At 62.6% G+C, this 23,441-nt stretch carries 24 protein-coding genes; 2 read left to right on the top strand and 22 right to left on the bottom strand.

Annotated elements, in window-relative coordinates; genetic code table 11:
* Positions 1–65 precede the first annotated feature (65 nt).
* The 13 genes from FOA17_RS01170 to FOA17_RS01110 form a co-directional block, all read right to left on the bottom strand.
* Positions 66–503 carry a hypothetical protein gene (locus FOA17_RS01170; protein WP_149139685.1) on the bottom strand — a complete coding sequence of 146 codons (438 nt, stop codon included), beginning with the start codon at positions 501–503 and terminating at the stop codon, positions 66–68.
* A gap of 2 nt (positions 504–505) precedes the next feature.
* Positions 506–1,444, bottom strand: coding sequence for a phage tail tube protein (locus FOA17_RS01165; RefSeq protein WP_149139684.1), 939 nt, complete (start codon positions 1,442–1,444; stop codon positions 506–508).
* Positions 1,445–1,468: 24 nt separating this feature from the next.
* A complete protein-coding gene (locus tag FOA17_RS01160; RefSeq protein WP_149139683.1) occupies positions 1,469–1,891 on the bottom strand; it encodes an acyl-CoA transferase in 423 nt (140 codons plus the stop codon).
* A gap of 9 nt (positions 1,892–1,900) precedes the next feature.
* The gene (locus tag FOA17_RS01155; protein WP_149139682.1) at positions 1,901–2,614 is read right to left on the bottom strand and encodes a hypothetical protein; all 714 of its coding nucleotides are present in this window, start codon (positions 2,612–2,614) and stop codon (positions 1,901–1,903) included.
* Positions 2,615–2,707: 93 nt separating this feature from the next.
* The gene (locus tag FOA17_RS01150; protein ID WP_149139681.1) at positions 2,708–3,331 is read right to left on the bottom strand and encodes a DUF6441 family protein; all 624 of its coding nucleotides are present in this window, start codon (positions 3,329–3,331) and stop codon (positions 2,708–2,710) included.
* Positions 3,332–3,335: 4 nt separating this feature from the next.
* Entirely contained in the window at positions 3,336–3,650 is a 315-nt protein-coding gene (locus FOA17_RS01145; protein ID WP_149139680.1) for a head-tail joining protein, read from the bottom strand.
* Positions 3,651–3,662: 12 nt separating this feature from the next.
* On the bottom strand, positions 3,663–4,685 hold the full coding sequence (locus tag FOA17_RS01140; RefSeq protein ID WP_149139679.1) for a major capsid protein: 1,023 nt from the start codon (positions 4,683–4,685) through the stop codon (positions 3,663–3,665).
* A 27-nt stretch (positions 4,686–4,712) separates the two neighbouring features.
* A complete protein-coding gene (locus tag FOA17_RS01135; protein ID WP_113900854.1) occupies positions 4,713–5,093 on the bottom strand; it encodes a head decoration protein in 381 nt (126 codons plus the stop codon).
* A 53-nt stretch (positions 5,094–5,146) separates the two neighbouring features.
* Positions 5,147–6,463, bottom strand: a complete 1,317-nt coding sequence (locus tag FOA17_RS01130) for a S49 family peptidase (protein ID WP_149139696.1) — start codon at positions 6,461–6,463, stop codon at positions 5,147–5,149.
* The gene (locus tag FOA17_RS01125) at positions 6,463–7,974 is read right to left on the bottom strand and encodes a phage portal protein (protein ID WP_149139678.1); all 1,512 of its coding nucleotides are present in this window, start codon (positions 7,972–7,974) and stop codon (positions 6,463–6,465) included. The genes FOA17_RS01130 and FOA17_RS01125 overlap by 1 nt, the downstream gene beginning before the upstream one ends.
* 2 nt (positions 7,975–7,976) lie before the next feature.
* Positions 7,977–8,192: a phage head-tail joining protein gene (locus FOA17_RS01120; RefSeq protein ID WP_149139677.1), complete on the bottom strand. Its 216-nt coding sequence runs from the start codon at positions 8,190–8,192 to the stop codon at positions 7,977–7,979.
* Positions 8,192–10,234 carry a phage terminase large subunit family protein gene (locus FOA17_RS01115; RefSeq protein ID WP_149139676.1) on the bottom strand — a complete coding sequence of 681 codons (2,043 nt, stop codon included), beginning with the start codon at positions 10,232–10,234 and terminating at the stop codon, positions 8,192–8,194. The genes FOA17_RS01120 and FOA17_RS01115 overlap by 1 nt, the downstream gene beginning before the upstream one ends.
* Positions 10,182–10,718: a hypothetical protein gene (locus FOA17_RS01110; protein WP_149139675.1), complete on the bottom strand. Its 537-nt coding sequence runs from the start codon at positions 10,716–10,718 to the stop codon at positions 10,182–10,184. Before FOA17_RS01110 ends, FOA17_RS01115 begins: the two co-directional genes overlap by 53 nt.
* A 116-nt stretch (positions 10,719–10,834) precedes the next feature.
* On the opposite strand from FOA17_RS01110, the gene FOA17_RS01105 reads away from it, so the two are divergent.
* Positions 10,835–11,062, top strand: coding sequence for a hypothetical protein (locus tag FOA17_RS01105; RefSeq protein ID WP_149139674.1), 228 nt, complete (start codon positions 10,835–10,837; stop codon positions 11,060–11,062).
* Positions 11,063–11,199: 137 nt separating this feature from the next.
* Positions 11,200–11,766, top strand: coding sequence for a DUF3489 domain-containing protein (locus FOA17_RS01100; protein WP_149139673.1), 567 nt, complete (start codon positions 11,200–11,202; stop codon positions 11,764–11,766).
* A 14-nt stretch (positions 11,767–11,780) separates the two neighbouring features.
* On the opposite strand, the gene FOA17_RS01095 is transcribed toward FOA17_RS01100, so the two are convergent.
* The 9 genes from FOA17_RS01095 to FOA17_RS01055 form a co-directional block, all read right to left on the bottom strand.
* The gene (locus FOA17_RS01095; protein ID WP_162528139.1) at positions 11,781–12,161 is read right to left on the bottom strand and encodes an HNH endonuclease; all 381 of its coding nucleotides are present in this window, start codon (positions 12,159–12,161) and stop codon (positions 11,781–11,783) included.
* A 228-nt stretch (positions 12,162–12,389) separates the two neighbouring features.
* Positions 12,390–12,599 carry a DUF7220 family protein gene (locus tag FOA17_RS01090; protein ID WP_149139671.1) on the bottom strand — a complete coding sequence of 70 codons (210 nt, stop codon included), beginning with the start codon at positions 12,597–12,599 and terminating at the stop codon, positions 12,390–12,392.
* On the bottom strand, positions 12,596–13,963 hold the full coding sequence (locus tag FOA17_RS01085) for a site-specific DNA-methyltransferase (protein ID WP_149139670.1): 1,368 nt from the start codon (positions 13,961–13,963) through the stop codon (positions 12,596–12,598). Before FOA17_RS01085 ends, FOA17_RS01090 begins: the two co-directional genes overlap by 4 nt.
* Positions 13,960–14,463 (bottom strand): hypothetical protein, encoded by a 504-nt coding sequence (locus tag FOA17_RS01080; protein ID WP_149139669.1) that lies wholly within the window; start codon positions 14,461–14,463, stop codon positions 13,960–13,962. Before FOA17_RS01080 ends, FOA17_RS01085 begins: the two co-directional genes overlap by 4 nt.
* Positions 14,460–15,722: a site-specific DNA-methyltransferase gene (locus FOA17_RS01075; protein ID WP_149139668.1), complete on the bottom strand. Its 1,263-nt coding sequence runs from the start codon at positions 15,720–15,722 to the stop codon at positions 14,460–14,462. The genes FOA17_RS01080 and FOA17_RS01075 overlap by 4 nt, the downstream gene beginning before the upstream one ends.
* A 523-nt stretch (positions 15,723–16,245) precedes the next feature.
* Entirely contained in the window at positions 16,246–18,324 is a 2,079-nt protein-coding gene (locus FOA17_RS01070) for an AIPR family protein (RefSeq protein ID WP_162528138.1), read from the bottom strand.
* Positions 18,317–19,297, bottom strand: coding sequence for a PD-(D/E)XK motif protein (locus tag FOA17_RS01065; protein ID WP_149139666.1), 981 nt, complete (start codon positions 19,295–19,297; stop codon positions 18,317–18,319). Before FOA17_RS01065 ends, FOA17_RS01070 begins: the two co-directional genes overlap by 8 nt.
* Positions 19,290–22,013 (bottom strand): Z1 domain-containing protein, encoded by a 2,724-nt coding sequence (locus tag FOA17_RS01060; protein WP_162528137.1) that lies wholly within the window; start codon positions 22,011–22,013, stop codon positions 19,290–19,292. The genes FOA17_RS01065 and FOA17_RS01060 overlap by 8 nt, the downstream gene beginning before the upstream one ends.
* Positions 22,010–23,437 carry an ATP-binding protein gene (locus FOA17_RS01055; RefSeq protein ID WP_149139664.1) on the bottom strand — a complete coding sequence of 476 codons (1,428 nt, stop codon included), beginning with the start codon at positions 23,435–23,437 and terminating at the stop codon, positions 22,010–22,012. The genes FOA17_RS01060 and FOA17_RS01055 overlap by 4 nt, the downstream gene beginning before the upstream one ends.
* Positions 23,438–23,441: the final 4 nt, after the last annotated feature.

The raw sequence follows: 23,441 nt of genomic DNA, 5'->3' as shown, positions 1-23,441 counted from the left end.
CAGCTGGCCGCCAAGACGCTGGGTGAGGTCCCAGACTTGCCAGCCTTCGACTGTCTGCGGTCGGTTCAGTCTTGCGGGGCAGTCCGGGCAGGGGCCCGTGCAGGCCGCGCAGTAGCCGTCGCCCCCGCCGAAGGACCAGTCGGCAAGGGCGCGGAGGCGTTTTTTTCCTGATCCAGCATCAGGCCACGGGCGACGTATTGCGCCTGGAAGGCCTCGAAGACGGGCCAGATTTCGAGAAGGGCGTCGATCCCGGCCGGGCTGACGGGCACGAGGTTGCCGTCATCGTCGCCGACGCCTTCCCAATCCAGCAGCGCGCGGCGGGCGACGGCCTTGGCCATCGCCAGTGCCATGTCCTCTTGGCTTGACGCCTCCGACAGGCCATCGATGGCCGGATCGGCGCGGGCGGAGACCATCAGCGCGGTGGTGAGCGGCGCCACAAGGACTCGCAGGCCGGGCAGCAAGTCCAGCCATTCGGGCCGGTTCGTGAGGTTCAGGCGGATCATGGTCAGTATCCCGTGACGGTGTTGACGAGGACGGCGGTGCACATGCGGGCGGGGCTGGCGGCGCGGGCGGCCTGCCAGTCGAAGGTCGCCTGGATGCCCTGGGGCCCGGGGATCTCGATCCGCGGGACCGGCAGGTAGACGGCATGGGCGGTGAAGGTGAAACTGGCGTTCGCGCCGAGGCTGTAGGCGAACTCGAGCTCGCAAGGCGTGCCGTCGATGGCTTGGGTTACGAGGGCGCTATCGGCAAACCGCACCTCGATCCGGCCGGTCAGTGCCGCCATGCCGGGGTCGGCGCCCTCGATCTTGCCGTCGTTGCGGATGGTTTCGATCCGGTCGAGGCCATTGGCATAGGTGATCTCGGCCGAGACGACGTTGCCCAGCGCCGTACCGTTGCGCTTCACCACGCCGTTGAAATGGCCGAAGCGTTGCAGGCCCAGCGCGGTGGGCGTCCCTGCCGCGGTGGCGGCTGCGATGGTTTCGCCCTGCGCGATCAGACGGGCGGTGGTGGTCAGCAGGCCCGAGCGGTTCATCTGCCAGGACAACTGGTCCATCACGCAACCAGCATACATCGCGAACCGCGGTACCTCGGGCATGGCGACTTCGATGGCCATCGAGGGCAGCGTCCAGTTCCCCGACTGGAAGGTGTGGGTCTTGGGTGTGGTCCCCGTGGTGGTCGGGGCGCCGAACGCGGCCTTCAGCCAGAAGCCAAAGGCCTCCACATCGATCGGCACCACCACCTCGCCATCGGCGGTGACGGCGTCCTTGATCGGGGCCAAGGGATCGCGGCCATAGCCCAGCAGTTCGGAGTTCAGCAGGGGCTGTTCCGCGCCCAGCGTGGTGCGGGCGAAAGGCATCAGCCGATAGCCGCTGACGGGCGGGGTGCCGTAAACGGTTTCGAACGCAAGCGCCATCTGCGCCCGCGCGCCGTGTGCGCGTGCCATTGGGGTCTCCTTGTGAGTGGGATGTCAGGCCAAGGGGCCGGTGGTGGTGTAGTGCAGGACGACGCTGATCACCGCCGCCTTCAGCGCCGCCGCACCCTCGATGGGCAGGTCGACCGAGGCCGGGGCCTCGGCTTCGACCCAATCGCAAAGGCCGCCGAGCGTCCGGTCTGCTTCCAGCGCCGTGCCGATGGCGGCGATCAGATCGTCAAAGATGCTTGCCCGGCCGTTACCCGCCTGGACGACGACCTCCAGCTCGGCGCGGTGCTGGTAGTGATAGCGCAGCGGCGAAAGCGTTACCTCGGGTTCACTCGGCTGGCCGTCGCGCAGTATGATCAGCCCCGCCGCGGGGATCCGCTCCGGCAGCACCTCGTCACGGAGGGTCAGGGCAGCAAGCGGTTGAAGCCGCGCGTGGAGCGCGGCGAGGACGAGTTCACGGGTGGTGGGCATGACTGGCCTTCAGCTGCCTTCGACATGAAGCCGGTGCAGCGCATTGTTTTCCGCCGCAATCAGTAACGGTCGGTTGGTTTCCTCAGTTCTCGCGACGCGGAACACCTTTTCGTATCCATCAGGCCCCAGTGCCCAGAACACCTTTGGTGGTGTTTCGATCAGGCACATGGCCTTCGGCTCGAAGTTAGACTTGGTCTTGGCCGGAAGCTTGGCGACCGGAGGCGCTCCATTCAGTATATTCTGCAGGTATTGGCAAAGACTGTCTACCTCGGCCGCTCTTGTCTTCACTTCGCACTGGATGCCGATACCGCCATCCGCTTCGCGGATCGTGAGGTCGAAGGGCCAGTGGCGACCCCATTTAAACTGAAGACCGATCCTGTCAGCTTCCCAACCAAACTGCTCGACCATGCGTGCGACAGCGCCGATGGCAATGATTGCCTCAACGGCGGCCGTAACCCGACCTGGGCCTTGCGGATCACTCTTGTTGAGATGCCAATAAACCCTCTCTACGCCGCCATCTTGTCGCGCAATAAAGTCGCCGTTCGGCAATTCCCTAAGATATCCAGCCTCAATTGCCCGAAAGAACCACGCAATATCGAAGTCGGGGATCCGCGAGATATTCGTGCTGTCAAAAACGTACTGCGCGGCGTCTCTGCCCAGGCTTTGCTCCATACGCGCCAGGCGCGGGCCGCCAAGAAATTCCTCGAGTTTTTCTTTCCACACAGTGCACCTGTATTGCGATGGCGACTTTAGTGCTTACTCCTTCACGGAGTTCAATCTCTCAGATCTTGTGAAATTGCGACATCATACTCGTTCTTAGTTGGCTCGCCACCCCGCCACAATCCGCCCCGGAACGCCGTCGATAGCCCGCTCGGCATCCCGCGCCAGATCCAGCCGCTTGCGCAGCTTGACCTGCGGCACCAGGAGGAAGATCGGCACCGTGGTCAGCCCGCGGCCGGTCTTTGCGCGGGACGCCACAGCACGGCCTTTGCTGTTGAGCCTCCCCTCAGCCACCAGCAGGCTGGGCCCGCGGCGGCGGTAGACAAACCGCAGCCCCAGCCCCGTGCGGCGTTCCCATTCGCCGGGGGTGATGCGGCCGCCGCGGGTTGATTTACCTGCGGCCGGGGTAGGGATGGCCAGCCAGAACCCGTTGCGTGACCGGATCAGCGGCCCCGCGTCATGCGCGCCGACGATCACCGGGGCGTTCGACCAGACCAGCGCCGCGGCGTTCAGGCTTTCGCCGCCCTTGGGATAGGTGGCCAGCCGGATCGAGTTGCCGAGCCGGGTGCCAAGGCCCGCGCCGGTGATCTGCCCGCGCCAGGCGGATTTCAGGCCCGCGCCCGCCTCGCGCATGGCGTTGGTAACTGCCATCTCGCCCGCGGCGACTTCTGCCTGCATCATCGCGACGATGTCAGGATCGATGGTGAGCTTCAGTTTCATCGAATCACGCCGGGCGGAGATCGAGGATCCAGATCAGCCGTTCCCGGTCGCGCAGCGGTTCGCCCTGGATGACATGGCTGTCGGCACCGATGACGATCACATCGCCCGGGCGCGGGGCGGGCAGGTCGGCCACGCGGACGTCCACCACCGTCGTGTCGCTGACGAAGCGCCCCGCGCCGAAGTCGGTCACGCGGTCGGGAGCGCGGCGGATGATGCGGATCGGGCGTTCCTCGGATGTGGTGGCCGAGATCCAGAGGGCCGGGGCCGCCATGGAGGCATGGGTGAAGATGCGGTCCATGGCGGCGGCAAAGACGGACACGGGGTGCGTCCGTCAGTTCGACGTGTGCAAGCGGATCGCCAGCCTCGGCCGCTTGTTCACCGGCAGGATCGAGGCCTCGGTCATCAGGTCGATCCAGCGCCCCTTCTCGTCGAGATGCTGGCGGGCGTAGAGCGGCAGGCCGATGGTATTGGCGGTTTCCAAGAGGTTCGCGGGGCCGCCATATGTGGTGAAGGTGTCCATCGTGCCCAAGGGGAAGGCGATGCCTTCGTTCGCGGGGACCAGCCGTTCGGTTGTCTTGGTCGAAAGAGTGACGGTGCCCGAATATTCCTCGAACAGGATCCCGCCGAAGGGGAAGTTCCGCCGCACATCCTCGCGCAGGGGCTGGGCGCCGGTCGAGGCGTAGAACTTGTAAGCCTCCTCGGTCTTTGGATGCGCGATCAGCTTGTCGAAGAACTCGCGGCTGACGAGGGCGTGCACGCTGGTCATGGCCTCGCCCAGAAGGTTGTCTTCGATGGCCCGCAGCACCTCGCGGACCTTGCCCTGCACGTTCGTTCCGGCTGTGCCCAGCACGAAGTCGACGGAGATTTGCGCGAGGCCGAATTCGGTGAAGTAGTTGTAAAGGGTGGTGCCTGCCCCGTCCTTCACGATGCCGCGCAGCGCGTTCATCTCCATGTATTCGCGGGTCTGGGCATGCTTGCGCCGCATAAGCAGCAGCTTGCGGTTCATCACCTCGACGAGGGGATCAGCCGCATCGAACGCGCCCAGCGCAGGCTGGCCTTGGATGTCGGCAGGTAGGACCACGTCGTCATGCGGGATCCACGGCAGGGCGAAGGACCGCATCGAGCGACCCTCGCGCGTGCCGACGGTGGCGGGGCCGCCGAGGGGGACGGAGGGGAGGAGGCTCAGGACGCCCTCGTATTGCTCGATGATGACGGACCGCTGGCTGACCCCTTCGAAGCGGAAGAGGCCGATCTGGGCGAGGCGGGTGTAGAGGTTGGGCAGGATGTTGATGGCCTGCGTCATCTCGGCCAGCGAATAGCCGCCAGCGTCGAAGGGATTGCGGACGATGGTCATTGGAATGCTCCGGGGGAATGAGGGGGATCAGACGCCGTCGCGGGCGACGATGCCGACGGCGGCCAGCTGGGTGATCTTGGCGGCGATCTTGGTGCCGTCATCGACGGTGGCGCCGTAGGCGAGGGCCGCGCGCGACACGATGGAGGGGCCGCGGACCAGCACGATGCCGGTGGCATCGGCCAGCGTGGCGTCGACGGCATAGAGCAGGACGGCAGTGGCGACCTGCGATCCGTCGGCCCCGGTCGCGGGCGACAGGGTGTACTTGCCGCTGGCGGTGATCTTCCCCAGCACCGAGCCGACGGGATAGGGCATGCCCGCGAGGAGCGTCACCACTTCGCGGGTGTAGTTCGGGTTGACCTCGTATTTGAGGACGTCGCCCATGCTGGGCGGTTCCGTCAGGACGGGCATGGTTCAGTCTCCAGGATGTTGGGGGATGGGGGCGCCCAGCGCGGGCGGAATTGTCAGCGCGACGCGGCGGCCGATTTCTTCGCAGCCATGACGATGGGGCTTTCCTTCGCGCCCATGGCCGGGGCGGTGGCGATGATGCCCGCAGCATCGCTGCGGGCGGCGAGATCGGCCAGGACCTTGGCGCGCAGCGCCTCGGGCTTCACACCCTTGGCCACGGCATCGGCGGCATCGATCTGCACGCCGAGCCGGGCAGCCTGCGCGCAGACCTGCGCGACCTCGGCCGCCTCGGCCCGGATCGCTTCGGGCGACATAGCGGTCGCCGTGGCTTGCAGCGGCGCGCTTGCCGCGGGCGGGGCCGGTTCCGGCGGAGTGCTGGCGGCAGTCGCAGTCGCAGTCGCAAGTTGTGCATGGTCTTCGGGGGCTGTGGTCATCATCGGGCCCTTTCCTCTGGGGGTGGATGTGCCGCGAGGTGCGGCGGCGAAAGCGCGGAAGGCGGTGACCGGATCGGCCACTTCATCGGCAAGACCGGCGAAGACCGCCGCCTCGCCGCGGAACACGGCGGCCTCGGTGCCCAGCGCCCTAAGGGTGTCGAGGCGGCGGCCACGACCCTCGGCGACGGTTTCGGCGAAGAGCTGGCGCAATTCTTCGAGTTCACTCGCGATCCGGGCGCGGACGGCCTCGGGTAGCGGCTGATACGGGTTTGCATCGATCTTGCGGGCCCCGGCATGGATCAGCGTGACGGCGATGCCCTTCTGATCGAGCGCCCCGCTCATGTCGCTGTGCATGGCCACAACGCCGATGCTGCCGACGGCGCCGGTGCGGGGCAGGATGATCCGGTCGGCTTGGGAAGCGAGGGCGTAGGCGGCCGACAGCGCGTGATCGGCGACGAAGGCATGGACCGGCTTCTGCGCCCTTGCCACGCGAAGGCGATCAGCCAGATCGAAGGCTCCCGCGACCTCACCACCGAAGCTGTCGATATCCAGCGCAATGCCGCGGATCGCAGGATCGGCGAGCGCCGCCTGAAGCTGGGCGGCGATGCCCTCGTAGGAGGTCAGACCGGAGGATTGCCCGATCCAGGCGCCGCGATGCACCAGCGTGCCCGCGATCTCGATCACTGCAATCCCGTCCACCACAGCGAAGGGCTGGCCACCATTCCGCGCCTGGCGGTTGGTGAGATCATCGCCGAAGAGAGAGGCGCGCGCAGGGAGCTTGGCGGCATCCCGATCTTCGGCAGCGATATCTAGCCCCTCGATGCTGATGTCCCGCCCAACGATCCGCGGACCAAGCCCGGTCAGGAAGGCCAGCGCCTTGGCGGGATCGACCATCAAGGGCGTGTTGAAGACGCGCTGGGCGATCTGAGTGTGATGCATCATCCTTCCTCCGCGGGCCGGGGTTCCCGGTCCTCGCCGTCGTCTTCCTGATTGCTGCCGTCCTGCTGATCCTGCCGCTGGCCCTCGGCATCACCCGGCTGCGCGCCGCCACCCGCCGCCTGTGCGGGCGATCCCGGCCGCCGGAAGTCCAGACCCAGCTCCGCCTCGCGCTTGCGTTCGGCAGCTATCTCGCGGTCCACCTGCTCGGCGTCGTATCCGCGCTCCGCGATGGCCTGCGTGCGGGATTTCAGGCCAGCCTCGATCTGCAGGATTTCTGCCGCGGCATCCTTGGCCGGGTCGATCCAATCCCACTTGGTCGGAAGCCAGTCGCAGGCAAGGTATGCCCGCCGCTCACTTGCATAGCTCGGCAGGTCGATGGCGCTCGCCAGTACGGCCATGTCCATCCAGCGCGTCCAGACCGCGCGGCAGAGCTTATAGACCATCACGGAATGCTGGATGGCCGAGATGCGGCGGCGGAAGTCCACCAAGGCGATCCGGGTGTTGGAGTAGTTGCCCTTCGCCGTATCGCCGGTCAGATAGCCATAGGGCACGCCCAGCGCGGCGCCGATCTGCAACAGTGTCCGGTACTGGAAGGGTTCATAGGTGGACCCCGAGTCCGGGGTGGACGGCGTGGTGACATCTTCGCCCGGGTCCAGTCGCACCACCTGACCCGGTTCCACCTCCAGATCGTCCTCGGCCGGATCGAGGGCGGTTTCCGGGGCTGGCGACGTGATGAACATCGCGAACATCGCGGCGGTCTTCTTCCGCTCCAGCTCCGCGTCGTCGTAGAGGTCCAGCGTGAAGAGCTTCACCACGGCCGCCGCGAAGCGCGACACGCCGCGAAGCTGACCCGCCTCGACCGGGTCGAGGATGTGGATCACCTCGAAGGCTGGAACCCGCACCGTCTCGCCCGCCAGCCCCGGATCGGTCAGGTCGCCCGGATGGCGGCGCAGGAAGTGATAGGCCACGCGCCGTCCGATGCCATCGAACTCGATGCCTTGCCGGATCGACCCCGCCCCGGGCAGGACGCGGGTCATGTCCTGGGGCAGCATTTCCGAGGGCAGCATCTGCAGCTGCATCGGCACCGTCAGCCCGTCTTCCGGCCGCCGGGTGCGGATGCGCAGGAACACCTCGCCTGCCAGAAACACCTCCCGCGCAGCCCGGCGCTGCAGGCCGAAGAAGTCGGTCAGCCCCTCTGCATCGGCTTCGTCGGTCCAGGCGAGCCAGAGCTTCTGCAGCTCCTCTTTCTTTGCGGGATCGGCGATCTTGGACGAGGGCTTGATGCCGTCCCCGACGACGTGGTTCGCGAAGGCATCGACGGCGTTCGCCGCATATCCGTTGTTCCGGACCAGCCAGCGCGCCCGGGCGGTGATCGTCTCGCCTGAGGCGGCGATCAGCGTGTTCACATGCGCCCGGGTGGCGCGGAACCCGCGCATGCGGCGGTGGGATTGCGCGGCGTCGAAGCCACCGATGATGGACCCGAGCCGCGCGCGGAAGGCGTCGAAGACCATCGTCAAAGCCCCTTGGTCGCGACGGTGCCCCAGCGACGGCGGCGGGCAGATGTGCCACTGGCCGAGGCAATGCGACCTTCGAGATCGCGAATGGCCGCGGCCAGTTCCGCATCCGAACCATAATTCACGGTCTTGCCGTCGTAGCTGACGCTGCGCAGCCCGGCGAAGCGGGCTTCCTGCAGCGCGGTCAGCAGGGCCTGCATGCGTTCCAGGTCCATCAGTCCCTCATGAAGTTCGGGGTGTAAGCCCGCCGTTTCCGGCGTGGCGTGGTCAGGGTTCCGGCCTTGGGTTGGGCCGGGTCGGGTTGTGTGGCGGCCGCGGCGACAGCCACCGGCAGACGTGTTTCCACGCCCGCCTGCGCTTCCAGTCGTCGCCAGGTGGCCTCGTCCCAGCGGTCGGCGCCAAGGATCCACGCGGCGGCGCGGGCATAGACCCGGCAGTCCAGCGCCTCGTTCCGTTCGCGCATCTTCTGCCATTCCTGATGGGCATAGCCGCGCTTGTTGCGGATCGTGACCAGTTGTTCCGCCACCAGCTGCTTCAGCCATTCGGTATCGGCCCATCCGGGCAGGTGGATCGTGCCGGGAGCGTCGAGCATTCCGGTGGCGCGGTCCTCGTCCGAGGGCCGTTCGATCCGCAGGAAGCGGTAGGTCTCCGCCTTGAACGTTGCCGTGGCCACCGACCAGAGACGGGCGCCGCGGCGGAGGCGTTTGCCACCGATGGTGGCATCGACATAGGTCGGGCCAGACACAGGGGCGGCACGATTGAAGCCCTCGAGGCCCTTCAGCGGCGCCACCTGTTCAAAGCCGACCTTGCGCGACCAGGCATAGACGGCCGCAGCCTCGTAACCGGTGTCGATGCCGAGGCGCGCCACCGTCATGAAGGCGCCGTTGGAGTGCTGCCACGACCGACCGAGGAGGGCCGCCAGCTTGTCCCAAGCTGCCGGATCATCGGGCCCGCCCGGAATGACGATGTGATCGACGAGCCAGGACTCGAGGCCCCGGCCCCAGGCCCAGATATCGACCTCGATGCGGTCCCTCTGGACGTCCACCCCGGCGGTCAGGAACAGCCCCGCCATCGGCACCATGCCCGGCTTCCAGACCTCGCGCCGATCTGCCAGCCGCTGCCATTCCGGCGCATCGCCGCTTTCGACCCATGTCTCGCCCAGAAGCGTGTTGCGTGCGGCGCGCAGCGTCTCGTCCGACCCTTGGGCCGCCAACCATTCCCGCGCGACGTCGGACCAGCTTTTCCAGCCCAAGGGCGAATAGAGCGCCGAGAGGTGGAAGCCGATGGCCTTCGGATCCCTGGACACGGCTGTTGCCCGCCATTCGCCGCGGGCCAGCATCTCGGTCTTGTGGTGCTCGGCGATGGGGCGTTCGCAACCCTCGCAATGATAGGCGGCGGTTTCCGGCTTCCCCTTTGCCCAGCGCAGGCGGTCGAACTGCAGCCACTGCATCGCTCCGCAATGCGGGCAGGGCACGAAGTACCGACGCTGGTCGGAAGCCTCGAACTCTCGCTCGATCCGGCTCAGCCCCCGGATCGTCGGCGTCGAGACCATGAACACCTTGCGCCGGTGCGAGAAGGTCGTCGTCCGCGCCTCAGCCAGCGTGACCGGATCGCCTTCCTCGTCGGCCGAGGCTGGATAGGCGTCGACCTCGTCGAGGAAGACGTAGCGCGCGGGCATCGACCGCAGGCCGGTTGCCGAATTGGCCCCGGTCAGCACCAGGATGCCGCCGGGAAACTCCTTCGATAGCATCGAATTCCCGGCATCCCGCGACCGGGCCGGGTTGACCCGTTCGCGCAGCGCGGGGCTATCCGCGATCAGCGGATCAAGACGGCCGCGCGAGGTACGCTTCGCCAGTTCGAGGCTCGGCAGCACCGCCAGCATCGGCCCCGGGGCGTGATGGATCACGAAACCGATCCAGTTGTTGCCCGCCTCGGTCGCACCGACTTGCGCGGCCTTCATGAAGGTGATGCGCTGGGCGGGATGGCCTGGGGACAGCGCATCCATGATCTCGCGCAGGTAGGGCGCGCGGGCGGTGCGGTACCGCCCTGGCTCGGCCGCGCCCCGCGACGACAGCCAGCGATGCTGATCCGCCCATTCCGACACCGTCAGGTTCGGATCGGGCCGCAGGCCCTGCCGCCAGACCCGGAGCAGGTCCTCGGCGCCATCGAAGCCGAGGTCGAGGTCGGCCGTCAGATCGTTGTCGTCATCCGAGGGAAACCCGGAGGTCGGCGAGGGCGTCGAGCTGTTCGCGGACATGGGCTTCCAGCACCCTCTGCATGATCGCGGTCTCGATCGTCACCGATGCCCCGGATTGCCGTTCCACCTCCGCCATGATCTGCGCCGCCATCAGTGCGGCCACCCGTCCGGGCCAGGTCACCCAGACATCCCGTTCCTGCCGCGCCAGGCGAAACACCAGCGTTTCCGCCCGCGCGCGGTCGACCAGCGCCCCCTTTTTCTTCTGGACGGCCAGCTGGCGTTCCTGCGCCGCATAGACCGTCAGCGCCGTGCGCGCCTTTATGTAGGATGTCGTGTCGCCGGGGCCGCTGGCCAGCCCGTCCCCACCCAGGCTGCGGCGCTGCTGGTCGGGATCCGTCATCTCCGCCCGCCGAACGTCCGAGGCTGCGGCGTTGATCGAGCCATCGTCATGGACCACCAGCCGCCCGTTCTTGCGCGCCTTCTGCACCCCGCCGCGGGAGAGGCCGGAATGCGCCGCATACTCGCGTTCGCTCATGCCCTTCATGGCGTGGATAATCCGATCAAGCTGATGATATCGATTGGTATTCAGTTGATTAGGCGGCGCGACAGAGCGAGTCTGATCGCAAGGAAACGATGCAACTCAGTGTAGGACACCCTGCCATGACCACCCGCCGCACAGCCCAGAACGACAAGGCCCTCGACGCCTTCATCGCCGCCAAGGCAGAGATCGACGTGATCCTGGAGCGCCTGAAGGCCCTGAGCGACGACCATTTCGAGACCCACCCCGACGAGATCCATTGGGGCCATGTCGGGACGCTGAAGCACTACGCGGGCCTGCTGCGCCAGATCACCGACAGCGCCTTCAAGGAAGGCGAACACGCCGCCTGACGCGCCCACACGGCGCAACGGCCGTCCCGTGCGACGACGGGGGTGAGCCCGGACCGTGGCCCCAGTGGGGCCGCGTAAGTCGGGCGAACGTCCGTAGAAGGCGCGCACACCGCGCGCCACAGCGCCCGGAGGCCCCGATGACCACCCCGTCCGACACCCAGTCCCTGATCCTGTCCCGCGCTGCGACTCGGCCGGGCAACCTCGCCCTGCCGCTGCCCGAGGGGCTGGTCGGCGCCGCCGCCAAGATGGTGGTCGGCAAGATGATCGCCCGCGGCTGGCTCGAGGAAGTCGAGGCCAACCTGCGTCGCGGCGAGCCGATGTGGCGCGAAACCGGCGACGGCCACGGCACCACGCTGATCGCCACCGAGGCCGGGCTGGAGGCCATCGGGATCGAGCCGGTGGTGGCCAGCGCCATCGCCAGCGCGCGGAGGGTGAAGCCCAAGGCTAAACCGGAGCCGGTGCAGACGCCCTGCGACACCAACACCGCGAAACCCGTCGCCATCCGCGCTGGCACCAAGCAGGCCCAGATCATCGCCATGCTCCAGCGCCCCGAGGGGGCGTCCATCGCCGAGATCGTGGCGGCGACCTCTTGGCAAGCCCACACCGCGAGGGGAGCCATTTCCGGGGCGCTCAAGAAGAAGCTGGGTCTGCCCATCGCCGCGGAGAAGGTCGAGGGCAGGGGGACGGTGTACAAGCTGCCCTGATCAGGATTGCAGCATCAGACCCTTCTGGCACCCGAACCCGTGCCGACAGCGTTGCTGATGTCTTTCAGTTGCGCGGCCAGCCATTTCCCATTTGCCATCCTCTCTCGGACTCGTGCGCGATGGATGTCCGGGGAGGGTGGCTCCTTCCTTTGATGCCGCCTTGTGTTGCAGTACCAGCAGGCAGCGACGATGTTCGCGGCCACGTTGGCACCGCCGTCGGAGCGGGGGTGCAGATGCTCTGCCGTGCAGCGGAGGTACTTCCGCATGGCTGGTGCCCGGCAGATTTCCGGCACGGCATTATCCAGCTCCGGATCCCACATCGGCAGGTCGCAGTAATAGCACCGGCCGCCCTGCGCCAGCATCTTGGTTCGACGAATATTCGACAGCTTTCCCATCCAAGGGGTCTCCATTCAACTTCGTGAGAAGCGAATGCGCGGCGCCTTGGAGGGGCGCTCCCCGGCGGGAAGCTTATGCTCGCGCGAGACCCGATCGTTCGTGGTTCCGCAGTCCGTACAACGATGCCGTCAGGGTTTTCACTGCCGACCTGAGGGGGCTTATGCCGCCGTCAAAGCTCATTTCTGAGCCTTCGTTTGGGCGAACGGTAGAGAACTGCGGATTTCCCGTCAACGGAATCTCTCGAACAACCTGCGCAACACATAGCCTCGCACCAGCGAAATGGCTGTGAAGGCAAGCCCGATTGCCAGCTGATCGCCCAGCGCGATGTGGATGCCGAAGACTGGAAACACCACGATCTGCATTCCGACGGCGAGGGCATAGCCGACGATCACGTTGGTTGCGGCTTCGACCAGGGACATGCGGCGGGACTGTGTCATGCGCGCTTTCTCGACTGGCGCGCAGGCTTTGTCGCCGCCTCGGCTTCCGTGACCCGGCTGGCTGTCCGCCCCGTCGCCATCTCCCACCGCCGCACGGCAACGTCACAATAGACCGGGTCCAGTTCCACCGCGCAGCAGCGCCGCCCGGTGCGTTCAGCCGCGATCAGCTGGGTGCCTGAGCCGCAGAAGGGCTCGAACACCAATTCGCCGGGATCGGTGAAGGCCTCCAGCATGGCCTCGACCAGCGCGACGGGGAACACGGCCGGGTGCGATCCGGCCGCGCCCAACCCGCCCTTGTGGCGCATGATGCGGAACACAGAGTCCGGGATGCGGTGGCTCTGGATCGCGTTGCCGGAACCGGTCTTGCGGTGGACCGTGCCGTCGGCCCCGCGGAGGCCACCGCCGCCGAGGGTTTCGCCTGCGTGCTTGCTCTCGACCGTCTTGTTCGGTTTGCGGGGCTGGCGATTGAAGTGGAAGATGAACTCATGGGAAGGTGCCAGGCGGCCGTTCCAGTCGCCGGGCAGGCCCGGCCCTTGGTCCCAGACATACCAGCCGAAGCGCCGCCAGCCCTGCGCGCGCATCCAGTCGAGCCAGCTCTCCCAATACGGGATCCACTCGCCATCGCGGTGGACGAGGCCGAGATTGACCAGCAACTGGGCCTCGGCGGCGACGGGTGCTGCGGCGAACACGCCCTGCATCAGCGTGTCCCAGTCGCCGACCTTCTCCTTCGCCGCGCCATAGTCGCGCTGCTGGGCATAGGGCGGGGACGTGAACATCAGCGAGGCCAGCGCGCCGTCCATCAGCCGCGCAACTACCGCCGGGTCGGTCGCATCGCCGCAGATTAGCCGGTGATCGCCCAGCGCCCAGATGTCGCCGGGGCGGGTGATCGGCTCGGCCGGGGCCTCGGGGATGGTGTCGGCGGTGTCATCGTCGATGGGCGCGCGGTCGTCGGCATCGTGCAGCAGCGCGTCCAGCTCGTGCTCGGGGATCCCGATCAGCCCGAGGTCGAAATCTTCGGCCATCAGGCCGCGCAGTTCCTCGAGCAGCAGCGCCTCGTCCCACCCGCCCAGTTCGGTCAGCTTGTTGTCGGCGATCCGGTAGGCCCGACGCTGCGCCTCGGTCAGATGGCCCAGCACGATCACCGGCGCCTCTGTCAGCCCGAGCTGGGTTGCGGCCAGGATGCGGCCATGGCCCGCAATCAGCTCGCCATCCGCGGCGACGAGGCAGGGAACGGTCCAGCCGAATTCGGCCATGCTGGCGGCGATCTTCGTGACCTGGTCGGCGTCATGGGTCTTGGCATTCCGGGCGTAGGGCCGGAGACGGGCGAGCGGCCAGAGTTCGACCCGTCCGGGTGGCATGATCATGACGCAGGTCCAGAAAGCGGCGTGCAGACGATCAGCGTGGTTCGGCCTGGGAGATACCAGCTCGGGAAATCCTCGGGCCAGGTCACGCGAAGCCCGTAAAGCGCAGCCGTGGCCTCGGTGTCCTGACGCTTCGCGGCATCGAAAGTACCGTAGAGATGCGCGGCCACCGCGGCGGCCTTCCTGTCCTTGCGGTAGAAATACCCGTCGTCGACAAGCTCGCGCGGCCAAGGATCAGCGTGATTGCCGCGGCCATTGAACAATCCGCGCCGCGCCAGCACCGAGGGCGAGAAGGCGGACTTGGACTGGTGCCAGCCACGGCGTTCGCCGAACAGCACGGAGAGGCGCTGGCGCGTCGCCTGCAGATCCTGTTGCAGCGCATGGATCCGGGGATAGCGTTTCGCGTCGCGCAGCTTCTCCTGAAACTCGGTCACCGCGGTGGCAAGAGCGGCGACTTCGTCAGGGCTGGCTGCAGCCTCCCGGATGGCGATGGGTTGGTTCATGCTGCCAGCCTCCGGGCCTTTAGGGCCGCGAAAGTCTCACCGGTTACCACCAGCACCGCCTCCTGCCCTGTGAACGACTGCCAGCGGTCGATGGCCACATCGACATAGGCCGGGTTCAACTCGACCCCGAAACAGACCCGCCCCGTGGTCTCGGCCGCGATCAGCGTGGTGCCGGAACCCATGAAGGGCTCATAGACCGACTGGCCGGGGCTGGAGTTGTTCAGGATCGGCCGCCGCATGCACTCGACCGGCTTCTGCGTGCCGTGAACGGTGGCCGCGTCCTGATCCTTGTTGGCGATCTGCCAGAGCGTCGTCTGCTTGCGGTCTCCTGCCCAGTGACCCTTGCCCTTGGTGCGCACCGCGTACCAGCAGGGTTCGTGCTGCCAGTGGTAATCGCCCCGGCTGAGGACCAGTCGGTCCTTGGCCCAGATGATCTGAGACCGGATGGCGAAGCCCGCGGCCGCCAGGCTGTCGGCCACGGTCCCGGCATGCAGCGCACCGTGCCAGACATAGGCGACGTCACCGGGGAACAGCGCCCACGCTTCGCGCCAGTCGGCGCGGTCGTCGTTCAGCACCTTGCCGGTGCGTTTCGTCTTTGCGGCCCCGGCCTGGTTGCGCCAGGACGGATCGTACTCCACGCCATAGGGCGGATCGGTGACCATCAGCAGGGGCCGCACATCCCCTAGCAAGCGCCCAACGACATCGGCCAAGGTGCTGTCACCGCAGATCAGCCGGTGCGCGCCCAGCTGCCAGAGATCGCCCGGCACGGACACCGGCGCGACCGGCAACTCCGGAACATCGTCTTCGCCCTCGACCGGGCCATCCCCGCCCGGCGCCTTGGGATCCCGCAGCAGCGCGTCGAGGTCATCGTCGCTGATGCCCAGGAGCGTCAGGTCGAAATCCTCGGCCAAGAGCCCCGCGATCTCGTCGCGCAGCAGGGCCTCGTCCCATTCGCCCAGTTCCGTCAGCTTGTTGTCGGCGACGCGGTAGGCCCGGCGCTCGGCCTCGTCGAGGTGGCTGAGCCGGATCACCGGCACCTCGGTCAGCCCTAGCATGGTGGCCGCCAGCACCCGGCCATGACCCGCGATCAGCTCGCCGTCGTCGGCCACCATGCAGGGCACGGTCCAGCCGAACTTGGCCATGCTGGCGGCGATCTTCGCCACCTGGTCGTCACCATGCATCTTGGCATTGCGGGCATAAGGGCGCAGCCGGGCAATCGGCCAGCTCTCGATCTGGCTCGGCGCGAAGACCAGGTGCATGGGATGGGGCTCGGGATGTGGGGGGAGGGGGAATGAAAAGCGCCCGCGAGGGGGTTCCTCCGGGCGCAATTCTTCGATGATCAAGGGGTAGGTCAATGGGGGCAGGTCTGTCAATCCGAAAAGTGAAGCGGATTCAACAGCTTCTAACGAATTGGCTTTCTCTGGTGGCTTCTGGCCACCTGGCTTCCCCGAAGGTGGCTTCCCTGGCTTCCCGCCGGGAATCCACCCCTGCCAGATCGTGATTCCGCAAGCTGCTGATCTGACTCAAGAATTCCGGCATCAGCGCACAAGGTGGCTTCCGCCTGGCTTCCCCGGTGAAAACGCCTCACGCTAACGAACCGCCGCGCTGCGCCCCCCCGCATACGTTCGGGGCCGGGGAGGAACCAGAGGAGGGGGCTGCCGTAGGTAGGAAAGTCGCGATGCAATAACTGTTGAAGCGGGTCTTAAGGAAACTCAGAATTGAATTCTGGACAGCTTTCTTGGTTGGCGCGCCTCACATCAAAAACCATAGCTTCCTGTTGAATCAGACAAGCTTCCTGAAGTCGAAACCTGCTTCTTGCATTCGCTGCACCAGGTTCTTCATCGCATTCCGCTCGGGGATAGCGAGATTGAGCTTTCCGCGGGCCAGTTTCGTAAGGGCGGCATTGGATTTTGGGCTGAGCAGTCGGCGCGAGCGAGCGAAATCGACAATCTGGCCAACTGCCGCGGGAATCTTCGTGAGAAGGATGTCGAACTCGATGTCCTTATCCGTGCGCTTGATTTCACGGGCGTCCCGCAGACCCTTGCGTACGTCCTCCTGCGGTATGGAGACGCTCTCGTAAAATGGTATCGAAAGATTGAGTGTGCAAATTGCATCCCAGCATATCTTCTGCTTGCAGTACTCTGCAACGTTCTTGACGGTCGGTGGGGCATTTCGAAGTTCGATGGCGATACGAGGTGCAATATGCATTAGCAATTCATCAAGCTCTGTCGGCAGCCCCTGCTCGTTCCAAATTCTCATCAAATCCAGCCCACGGCTGAGCTCCTTCTCAAGATGATGAATGAGCCATGCAATCGAATATGTGACTGTTTGCGCCTTGTAGCCTCGATCATCCTTATACCAGTCAGATCGACCTATCTGTTTGTCCAAATGACGAAAGATGATTGCTTTCGCGATGAGAGATTTAAAGTAGGCATCATTGAAATTCTCTTGGTTGGCAGCCCATTCCGTGCCAATCCGTTCCGCGAAATCGAGGAAAAACTTTGTTTCTCCACGGCTGACGATGTGCGGCAGTTGATCAAAGGTGAGCACATATTTAGCCACTTCGGTCTTGCTAATTACTTGATCACGAGGGAACTCCACCTCGAACTTGCGCCGATCACTCAATTGCCCTGATGCTTGGCCGTATCGATATTGACCTCTTGCCCGTTCATAGAACCACTTGGTGCCAACGAATGATCCAGGCTTTGGAGGTGCGGGCAGCCGTCGCGAGAGCTTTTCCATCTCAACATGAAATGGATGGTTAGAGAAAAAGTCAGCTTCACTGACTTTATTTTGTGTGTTCGCAAACCGCGAGATGTCGGGAACAACCTCTTCGATCAGCTCGGGAGTTACCACCGAAAGCTTCATTTGAACGAAGACTTCTGAAAGGTCGGCCGTTTTGCTATTATCTTTTGCATAAAGAATCGACGCAGTCGTTTGCCCACCATTGACGATCTGAAGATTTCGAATTGAGGAGATGCCAAGCCCGCCACCCTTGAGCGGAACAGTGCAGATACCCGATGCGGTTGCAGTGATTCCATTGTTGTAGGCAAAGAACATACCTGGATAGTTCTGAATCGTTTCGATGATACCCCTATTCACCTTTGTCTTGGCCTGCAAAAATGAGCGGACATTTTGTTCTAGCAGCCTTGCTCCCCATAGCCCGTAAATCTTTGCTAGGAGTTCGCCCGGCAATACGACAAGGTACGCCTCATAGGTGCCACTGCTGCCATGCGCTGGAAGGCACGCCAAAGGACCATTGTTAAGTGTCTCAAAATTGATTTCGATTGGTTCGGGAGCGCCACGAGAACGCATGATTTCGCCATACCGGCGCAAGTCGAGAATGTTCCTAACTACGGGAATGCCAAGGATCTCACCGATTGCTTCCGGCTGAGAGCGAATTGCAAGGCGAGCGTTGGTTAACAATAATATGCGGATGCGTCTGACCTTCTGCAAGCTCTCGAAGATCGGATACGCTGCTTGAAATGCCGGGCTCTCCTCTTCAAGTGCCGAGATGAAGTCGTGTTGGGAGGCGATTTCGATGAACCGGCTGGCACGCATGAAATGGCTTTCAATTTCGCGCGCGTTGACCGTCTCGAGTTCTCGCGACTGTCGGAAGTCGCATACGGCGACATGCAACTCGTTTCGTTCCAAGTCCAGCGCCATGCCGTCGATTTGGAAGCCACCGCGACCCTCTCGAGTGACCGGTGTGTAGGAGAGATCGGCGCAATCACCATTGTCAGCGGCCAGCCGCGCGAAGATAGAAAAAAAGGCGGCGGGGGAAAGTTCACCAGAAGCCTCGACTTCAAGGTCAAGCTCGTCCCAGAAGGTGTCGAAATCAGTTGCGAGTTCGTCACTCATTGAGGAGTGCCTCGAGAGTTTGCGTCGCATCCACTTGAAACGGTAGGCAGGCATCTAGCCGGAGATGGTACCGCACTTTTTCAACGCCTGTTGGCAACATCGTGGGAATGATCCGCGGAAATGCTTGCTCGACACGGTACACGTCGCGTCGTGCGAGAATCCAGAAGGGCTCGTCGTAGGGTGCGAGAGGGACATACCCTGCTGCAAGGAGTCCGGAATCGAATGTGTCAGCTGAGGCAGGCGAAACCGCTGAGATCATGCCGCGAATGTCAGCCGCCAGCTTGTTGAGCGACAGCGCATGTTCTGTACTAGGTAGGGCTTGACCGAGCAGTTGGTGAACGAGAATGACAGCGCCTGAAGTGGTGTCCAACTGGTTCTCGGAGGAAATTTGCAGTTTGGCGTCAGCTGTTGAAAGCTGGGTCTTTACCTCAATGATGCTGCGACCCACGACGAAGTCTTGTTCGTCGCCGTAGGGGCCACGCCACATGCTGACCGCAGTCGCGGCATCGAGACGTGAAAGAAGGCAATCGCGCAAGAAGAAGAGTTCACCCGCAAGACCAATGACCCGTTCGAATGAAAGCCGGTCGCGTCGGTTTCGGAAGAGCTCGCGCCATCTGGCTAGCCGCGCGATGACGATCAAGACCCCATTTTGGCTGTCGCCTCGCCCGAGACTGCTTGTAGCATGGATCATGTCATTGCAGAGGGCGAGGAAGATGTCTCGGTCAGTGTCATCAACAAGTGTCAGCACCAATCGTCCGACCTTGGCATCACGGGAAAATGTCACGATCTCAAGCCCTGCTAGCTCAGGAAACTGGGGCCGCGATTTCGCAACCGCATAATCGAGAGCTAGCAGGCAGCGCCCAGAGTGATCCCGCCCCCACCAAAATTCCAGAGGATGCTCAGCGCTTGCACGACGCAAGTTATCGATGCCCACTTGCCCGCTAGCTGCGATGTTCGACCAAGGATCAGACATCGCCTGCCTCGACTGCTACTTCGTCGTCATCGGGCTCGGCCATCATGTCGAGTTGTCGGACATAGACCTTATTGACTTGGTATGATCTTGGTTTGGCACGTACAGCGGTGGCCGGCAGCGCAAAGCTCAGGGAGACCACCGGATCCTTGAGGATTGGAACTACTGCGCCGCTGCCGTCAGCGGAGGTCGCAACTCCGTTCGTTCGGAAGACGTGGATCACGAGCAGCGGCCGCTTGCGATGGCGACAGAATGCTCGATCGCCGCGCTCTCCATCCGGATCGTCCCTTTCTGCTAAGGCACTGCTGATCTCTTCGGGTCCCATTCCGAGAGCCACATCGCCTGGGTCGGCCACACGGTTCTTCATCCCATAAACCCGGAAGATCCTCGCCCCTTCCGACGCAACGTCGACGATCATTCCCCCTTCTCTGCGGCGCACGGGAATGTCCAACCCAAACACACGGACGGTCTCTGCGCCTGGAGTCCGCAGATGGGGTATGGCGACGTCCCAATATGAAAGATCAGCATTGAGACGGTCAGAGATATAGTCGCCAAGCAGCGACCTACGACCATTCACGGGTTTGAGATCACCATGAGCATCTGGAAATTGGAACCGATCGAGCAGACTGAGGACCGATGAGCCTTTGACGTCTGCCCAGAAAAGATGCCCTTCCCTCAAGTTAGCGCTCCCCAGCTCTGATAGGAAGTCGGTCACCGCGGTCTGGTTATCTTCATTCACGCTGCAGTCATCGAACAACGCATAGCCTTCAACATGGCGACCCGCATAGCTCTGCGCAATTATCATCTTCTGCGCAGTCCGCATTTTATTTGCTGCGGTAATGCGTATGGCGGTGGGGCTTTCACGGACACGTAGTCCAAAATCTTGTGGGGTGAGACCGTTGAGCTGCATCCTCTTCACCTCGGAGCGCAGCTCTTCGATCGCTTCGTTCACTTCCTCATAGTGTTCAAGGGAGATCTGAGGAAGATATACACGACAGAGGTCTTCGTATCCGGGGCGATAGCCGAACCAGCGCGCCATCTGCATGAGCGTGTCCGAAGCTGCAGTGTTCCGTAGAATGTAGGACACCGTGAGATCTTCCAACGTCAGGCCTCGTGAAAGGGCAAGGCCGCCGATGGCAATAACTCGAAGACCTGTGTTGCGGTGTCGTGCATAGTCCAGCGTACCGCCGCGCATATTGACCGTTAGAACAGATGTCCCATTCAAGGCATCGCCCAAGATGGGCAGCACCTCTTCGAAGGTGTGATTTCCGCTAGAAAACTCCTTCCCAAATGTTGCGGCGAGATCGCTGATGCAAGCATCACTAATCTCGTGAAATGGCAAGGCTCCGTTAGACAGAAGTGCGTTCCGAATGGCCTCGAGATAGGAATAGACAAGGCCGAGAACGCTTTCTTGAACATCGTTGAAGCGACTCACGTTAATCATCATTGAACAGTGCTTGTGCTCGTGCCCTCTTAGATAGCGCAAGCCACGCGCAAGGCACCAAACACGAATGGCCTCCTTCAATGAAGGAGGTAATGCGTTGACGGGTTGCGCTCGCTTGTGAGTGAGAGGCAGAATAGCATGAAAGTCGCTGATCACGCGCACGGTGCTCGCGCGAAGCACGCCATCGGGGGCGAAGACCTTACTTGCGCCTATATAGTTCGACGGTGGGTCAAGCGCCTTGATAAAGTTACGCGGAAACAGATCATCGCCTAGCATCGCAAATTCGCTGTCGGGATCGATGAAGATGTTTGCAAAGGGTGTCGCTGTATATCCGATATATGTTGATCGCTCGAAATTCTCCAGGATTTCACGGATAAATCCATTGATTTTAGTTGTCTGGTTGGAATCTTTGCTTGTGTTAATGGAGGCGTTGTCAGCCTCATCGTCGATGAGCAGCATGGGATAAGCCAGTCTTTTCCCATCTGACTGATCATTGAGCCAATCTCTCAAGAGCTCTAGCGTTCGACTGTTTTTCTTGGTGACAAAGATAATTGGCTCATTGTGTGCCTCAAGACTGAAGAACACCCCCGCTGCATCCTTTGTGAAATCGCGGTCACGAGATGTTCCGTAGGCCGGAGTGCGCTTTCTTGCTGCGTAGCTTTGGAGAGGGAGGCCCTCGACAACGGCTGCATTAAAGACCGACTTTCGCCCAATGAAGGTATCGTCGATTCGTTCCTGCGTCTGTGAACGAAGCGAATTGGTAATCCCCGCCAGCAGAATGATGACTTTGTAGCCAGCATCGGCTGCCTTGCAGATCAGTGCTGAGTAGTTTGTTGTCTTTCCGGACTGCACATGCCCCATAACCATACCTCGGCGCTTCCACTCCTCTTTAGTGCTAGGGTCGCCGCAGTAATCGAGCACTTCGTCAGTCACAATGTCGAGTGTGGCGACTACTTGAGGTGGCAATCGATTGCCCTCCATGTAGTAGCGGCGCAGTCGGTCCCAGTAATACCAATCTATCCCTCCGCGGCGTTTGTTCAGCCAAGGCTTATAATCGGCAAGGACTGTGGCACCTCTCTTTTGGGTTGTAGTGAAACTTTCCTCGAGCTCGCGAACGAGAAGGTCGCGTTCGTCGGGAGTTAATGAAAAGGGCGACGCGTTGACTTCTTCTGCGATTGCCTCCTTTGGAATGGCAGCTCCACCAGAGAGTTCCTGCTGAAATCTCGCGGCAATCTTCAGCCGCAGGTAGGCACGCTCAGCGTCGAGGTTTCTCACTTTATCCAACCCTTTTCTCGAATGTGGCCTTCCACGAGTTTCCAGTTTTGCGCAAAGGGTTCAGTTCTGCGCAATTCAGCTGTAAGCCTTTCCATTGCGCCGCCTGCGTCGAGAAGCATCGACGGTAGCGCGATTTCAAGCTGCTCGATGATTGTCCGTGGGTTTAAGGTGACCTGGTTAACCTTGACAGAATCGCCTCCAAGATCCTGACTAAGATTGTTAACAGGCATTGACTGTTCGATGATCTGCAGCGCTGAATTTGTGGTCGCTTTTGAATTTCTCTTCGGATCGAAGAGAGCCTCGATGACGGGATGAGTGCGGTTGATGAGGTAGCGAATTTGACCATCATGAACATGGCGGTTCCATACAGAAATATTACCACCAGTCGCTATCTTCGCTCCCTTGGAGCGAATGACTTTTGCCGATTTGTTGCGAAGCGATCCGATAATCTGCAGAAGGCGGTTCCGAAGAAAGGCAGGCAGCTGGGCGTCGGACTTGTCGACCGAGATCTTCCAGATTGAGTCGAGAGTGTTGGGGATATCTATTGCAATTCGAACGAGGTGCGAGAGCTCGCCGTGCTTTACGAGCCGAAACCAAGTCCCACTGATAATTAGCCGATTTTGCCTGTAGACGTAGAAACCTTGGTTGCGGAGCAACCCCTCAGCGCCGGAGAGACGATCAAAATCTGCGAGGACCAATTTTGAATAGTGTGGCAATATGTAAGGTTGGATGCGAACTCTATTCGATCGTCCATGGCGAATTTCCTCGCGGCCCAACGCCTGAGTGGCTAGATGTGTACTATAAAACGGATCGTAGGGGGCGATCGGTGTGCCGTTGATATAGATCGATAGCCGACACCCACGAACTTCACCGGCTAGAAAACGGTGAAAGGTGAGTGAGAGTTGGTTTCGGGTGTGCACGATCAGATGGTTGAATTGCTCCTGAGTGAGGGTGCCGCCTTCAAAAAGCCTGTCGCACTTATTCCAGATTATCTCTGTCCCGTCAGAAACCTTGAGTAAGGGATCAATGAGTGTTTCGATCTCTTTCTCGGAAAGGACGCCCATCTTCCAATTGTCGACGTCATCAAGGTCCCATACAGCAGCAGACAGTTCACCATTCTTGCGCGATACTACTGTCAGCTTCATGCATTGAGAGAAGGATGCTGATTTCATGCCCCAGCCGAAACGACCTAGGTCGTCTGGGGATCTCTCAACTGTTGGATTGGTCGAAGCGGGGCGCATCGCCACTTGAAGCTCATCTGGGCTCATTCCGCAGCCGTCATCAATGATGCGGACAACCGGGTCGACGTTGGAGAAGACGCAGTGCACTCGGACATTTTTTGCGCGTGCTTTGATCGAGTTGTCGATTAGGTCGGCGAGCGCGCCCGGCAGGTCATAGTTGCCGAAGCTTCGTGCAGTGGTCATCAAC

This window comes from Gemmobacter caeruleus, from assembly GCF_008271655.1.
GTDB lineage: Bacteria > Pseudomonadota > Alphaproteobacteria > Rhodobacterales > Rhodobacteraceae > Gemmobacter > Gemmobacter caeruleus.
The sequence above is the reverse complement of the archived record's forward strand: the minus strand, read 5'-3'. Positions and strand labels throughout refer to the sequence as shown.

Excerpts from the sequence above, each read along its gene's own strand:
- FOA17_RS01170 (WP_149139685.1), bottom strand. The coding sequence starts at position 503 with ATGATCCGCCTGAACCTCACGAACCGGCCCGAATGGCTGGACTTGCTG.
- FOA17_RS01165 (WP_149139684.1), bottom strand. The coding sequence starts at position 1,444 with ATGGCACGCGCACACGGCGCGCGGGCGCAGATGGCGCTTGCGTTCGAA.
- FOA17_RS01160 (WP_149139683.1), bottom strand. The coding sequence starts at position 1,891 with ATGCCCACCACCCGTGAACTCGTCCTCGCCGCGCTCCACGCGCGGCTT.
- FOA17_RS01150 (WP_149139681.1), bottom strand. The coding sequence starts at position 3,331 with ATGAAACTGAAGCTCACCATCGATCCTGACATCGTCGCGATGATGCAG.
- FOA17_RS01140 (WP_149139679.1), bottom strand. The coding sequence starts at position 4,685 with ATGACCATCGTCCGCAATCCCTTCGACGCTGGCGGCTATTCGCTGGCC.
- FOA17_RS01135 (WP_113900854.1), bottom strand. The coding sequence starts at position 5,093 with ATGCCCGTCCTGACGGAACCGCCCAGCATGGGCGACGTCCTCAAATAC.
- FOA17_RS01130 (WP_149139696.1), bottom strand. The coding sequence starts at position 6,463 with ATGCATCACACTCAGATCGCCCAGCGCGTCTTCAACACGCCCTTGATG.
- FOA17_RS01125 (WP_149139678.1), bottom strand. The coding sequence starts at position 7,974 with ATGGTCTTCGACGCCTTCCGCGCGCGGCTCGGGTCCATCATCGGTGGC.
- FOA17_RS01120 (WP_149139677.1), bottom strand. The coding sequence starts at position 8,192 with ATGGACCTGGAACGCATGCAGGCCCTGCTGACCGCGCTGCAGGAAGCC.
- FOA17_RS01115 (WP_149139676.1), bottom strand. The coding sequence starts at position 10,234 with ATGTCCGCGAACAGCTCGACGCCCTCGCCGACCTCCGGGTTTCCCTCG.
- FOA17_RS01110 (WP_149139675.1), bottom strand. The coding sequence starts at position 10,718 with ATGAAGGGCATGAGCGAACGCGAGTATGCGGCGCATTCCGGCCTCTCC.
- FOA17_RS01105 (WP_149139674.1), top strand. The coding sequence starts at position 10,835 with ATGACCACCCGCCGCACAGCCCAGAACGACAAGGCCCTCGACGCCTTC.
- FOA17_RS01100 (WP_149139673.1), top strand. The coding sequence starts at position 11,200 with ATGACCACCCCGTCCGACACCCAGTCCCTGATCCTGTCCCGCGCTGCG.
- FOA17_RS01095 (WP_162528139.1), bottom strand. The coding sequence starts at position 12,161 with ATGGGAAAGCTGTCGAATATTCGTCGAACCAAGATGCTGGCGCAGGGC.
- FOA17_RS01090 (WP_149139671.1), bottom strand. The coding sequence starts at position 12,599 with ATGACACAGTCCCGCCGCATGTCCCTGGTCGAAGCCGCAACCAACGTG.
- FOA17_RS01085 (WP_149139670.1), bottom strand. The coding sequence starts at position 13,963 with ATGATCATGCCACCCGGACGGGTCGAACTCTGGCCGCTCGCCCGTCTC.
- FOA17_RS01080 (WP_149139669.1), bottom strand. The coding sequence starts at position 14,463 with ATGAACCAACCCATCGCCATCCGGGAGGCTGCAGCCAGCCCTGACGAA.
- FOA17_RS01075 (WP_149139668.1), bottom strand. The coding sequence starts at position 15,722 with ATGCACCTGGTCTTCGCGCCGAGCCAGATCGAGAGCTGGCCGATTGCC.
- FOA17_RS01070 (WP_162528138.1), bottom strand. The coding sequence starts at position 18,324 with ATGAGTGACGAACTCGCAACTGATTTCGACACCTTCTGGGACGAGCTT.
- FOA17_RS01065 (WP_149139666.1), bottom strand. The coding sequence starts at position 19,297 with ATGTCTGATCCTTGGTCGAACATCGCAGCTAGCGGGCAAGTGGGCATC.
- FOA17_RS01055 (WP_149139664.1), bottom strand. The coding sequence starts at position 23,437 with ATGACCACTGCACGAAGCTTCGGCAACTATGACCTGCCGGGCGCGCTC.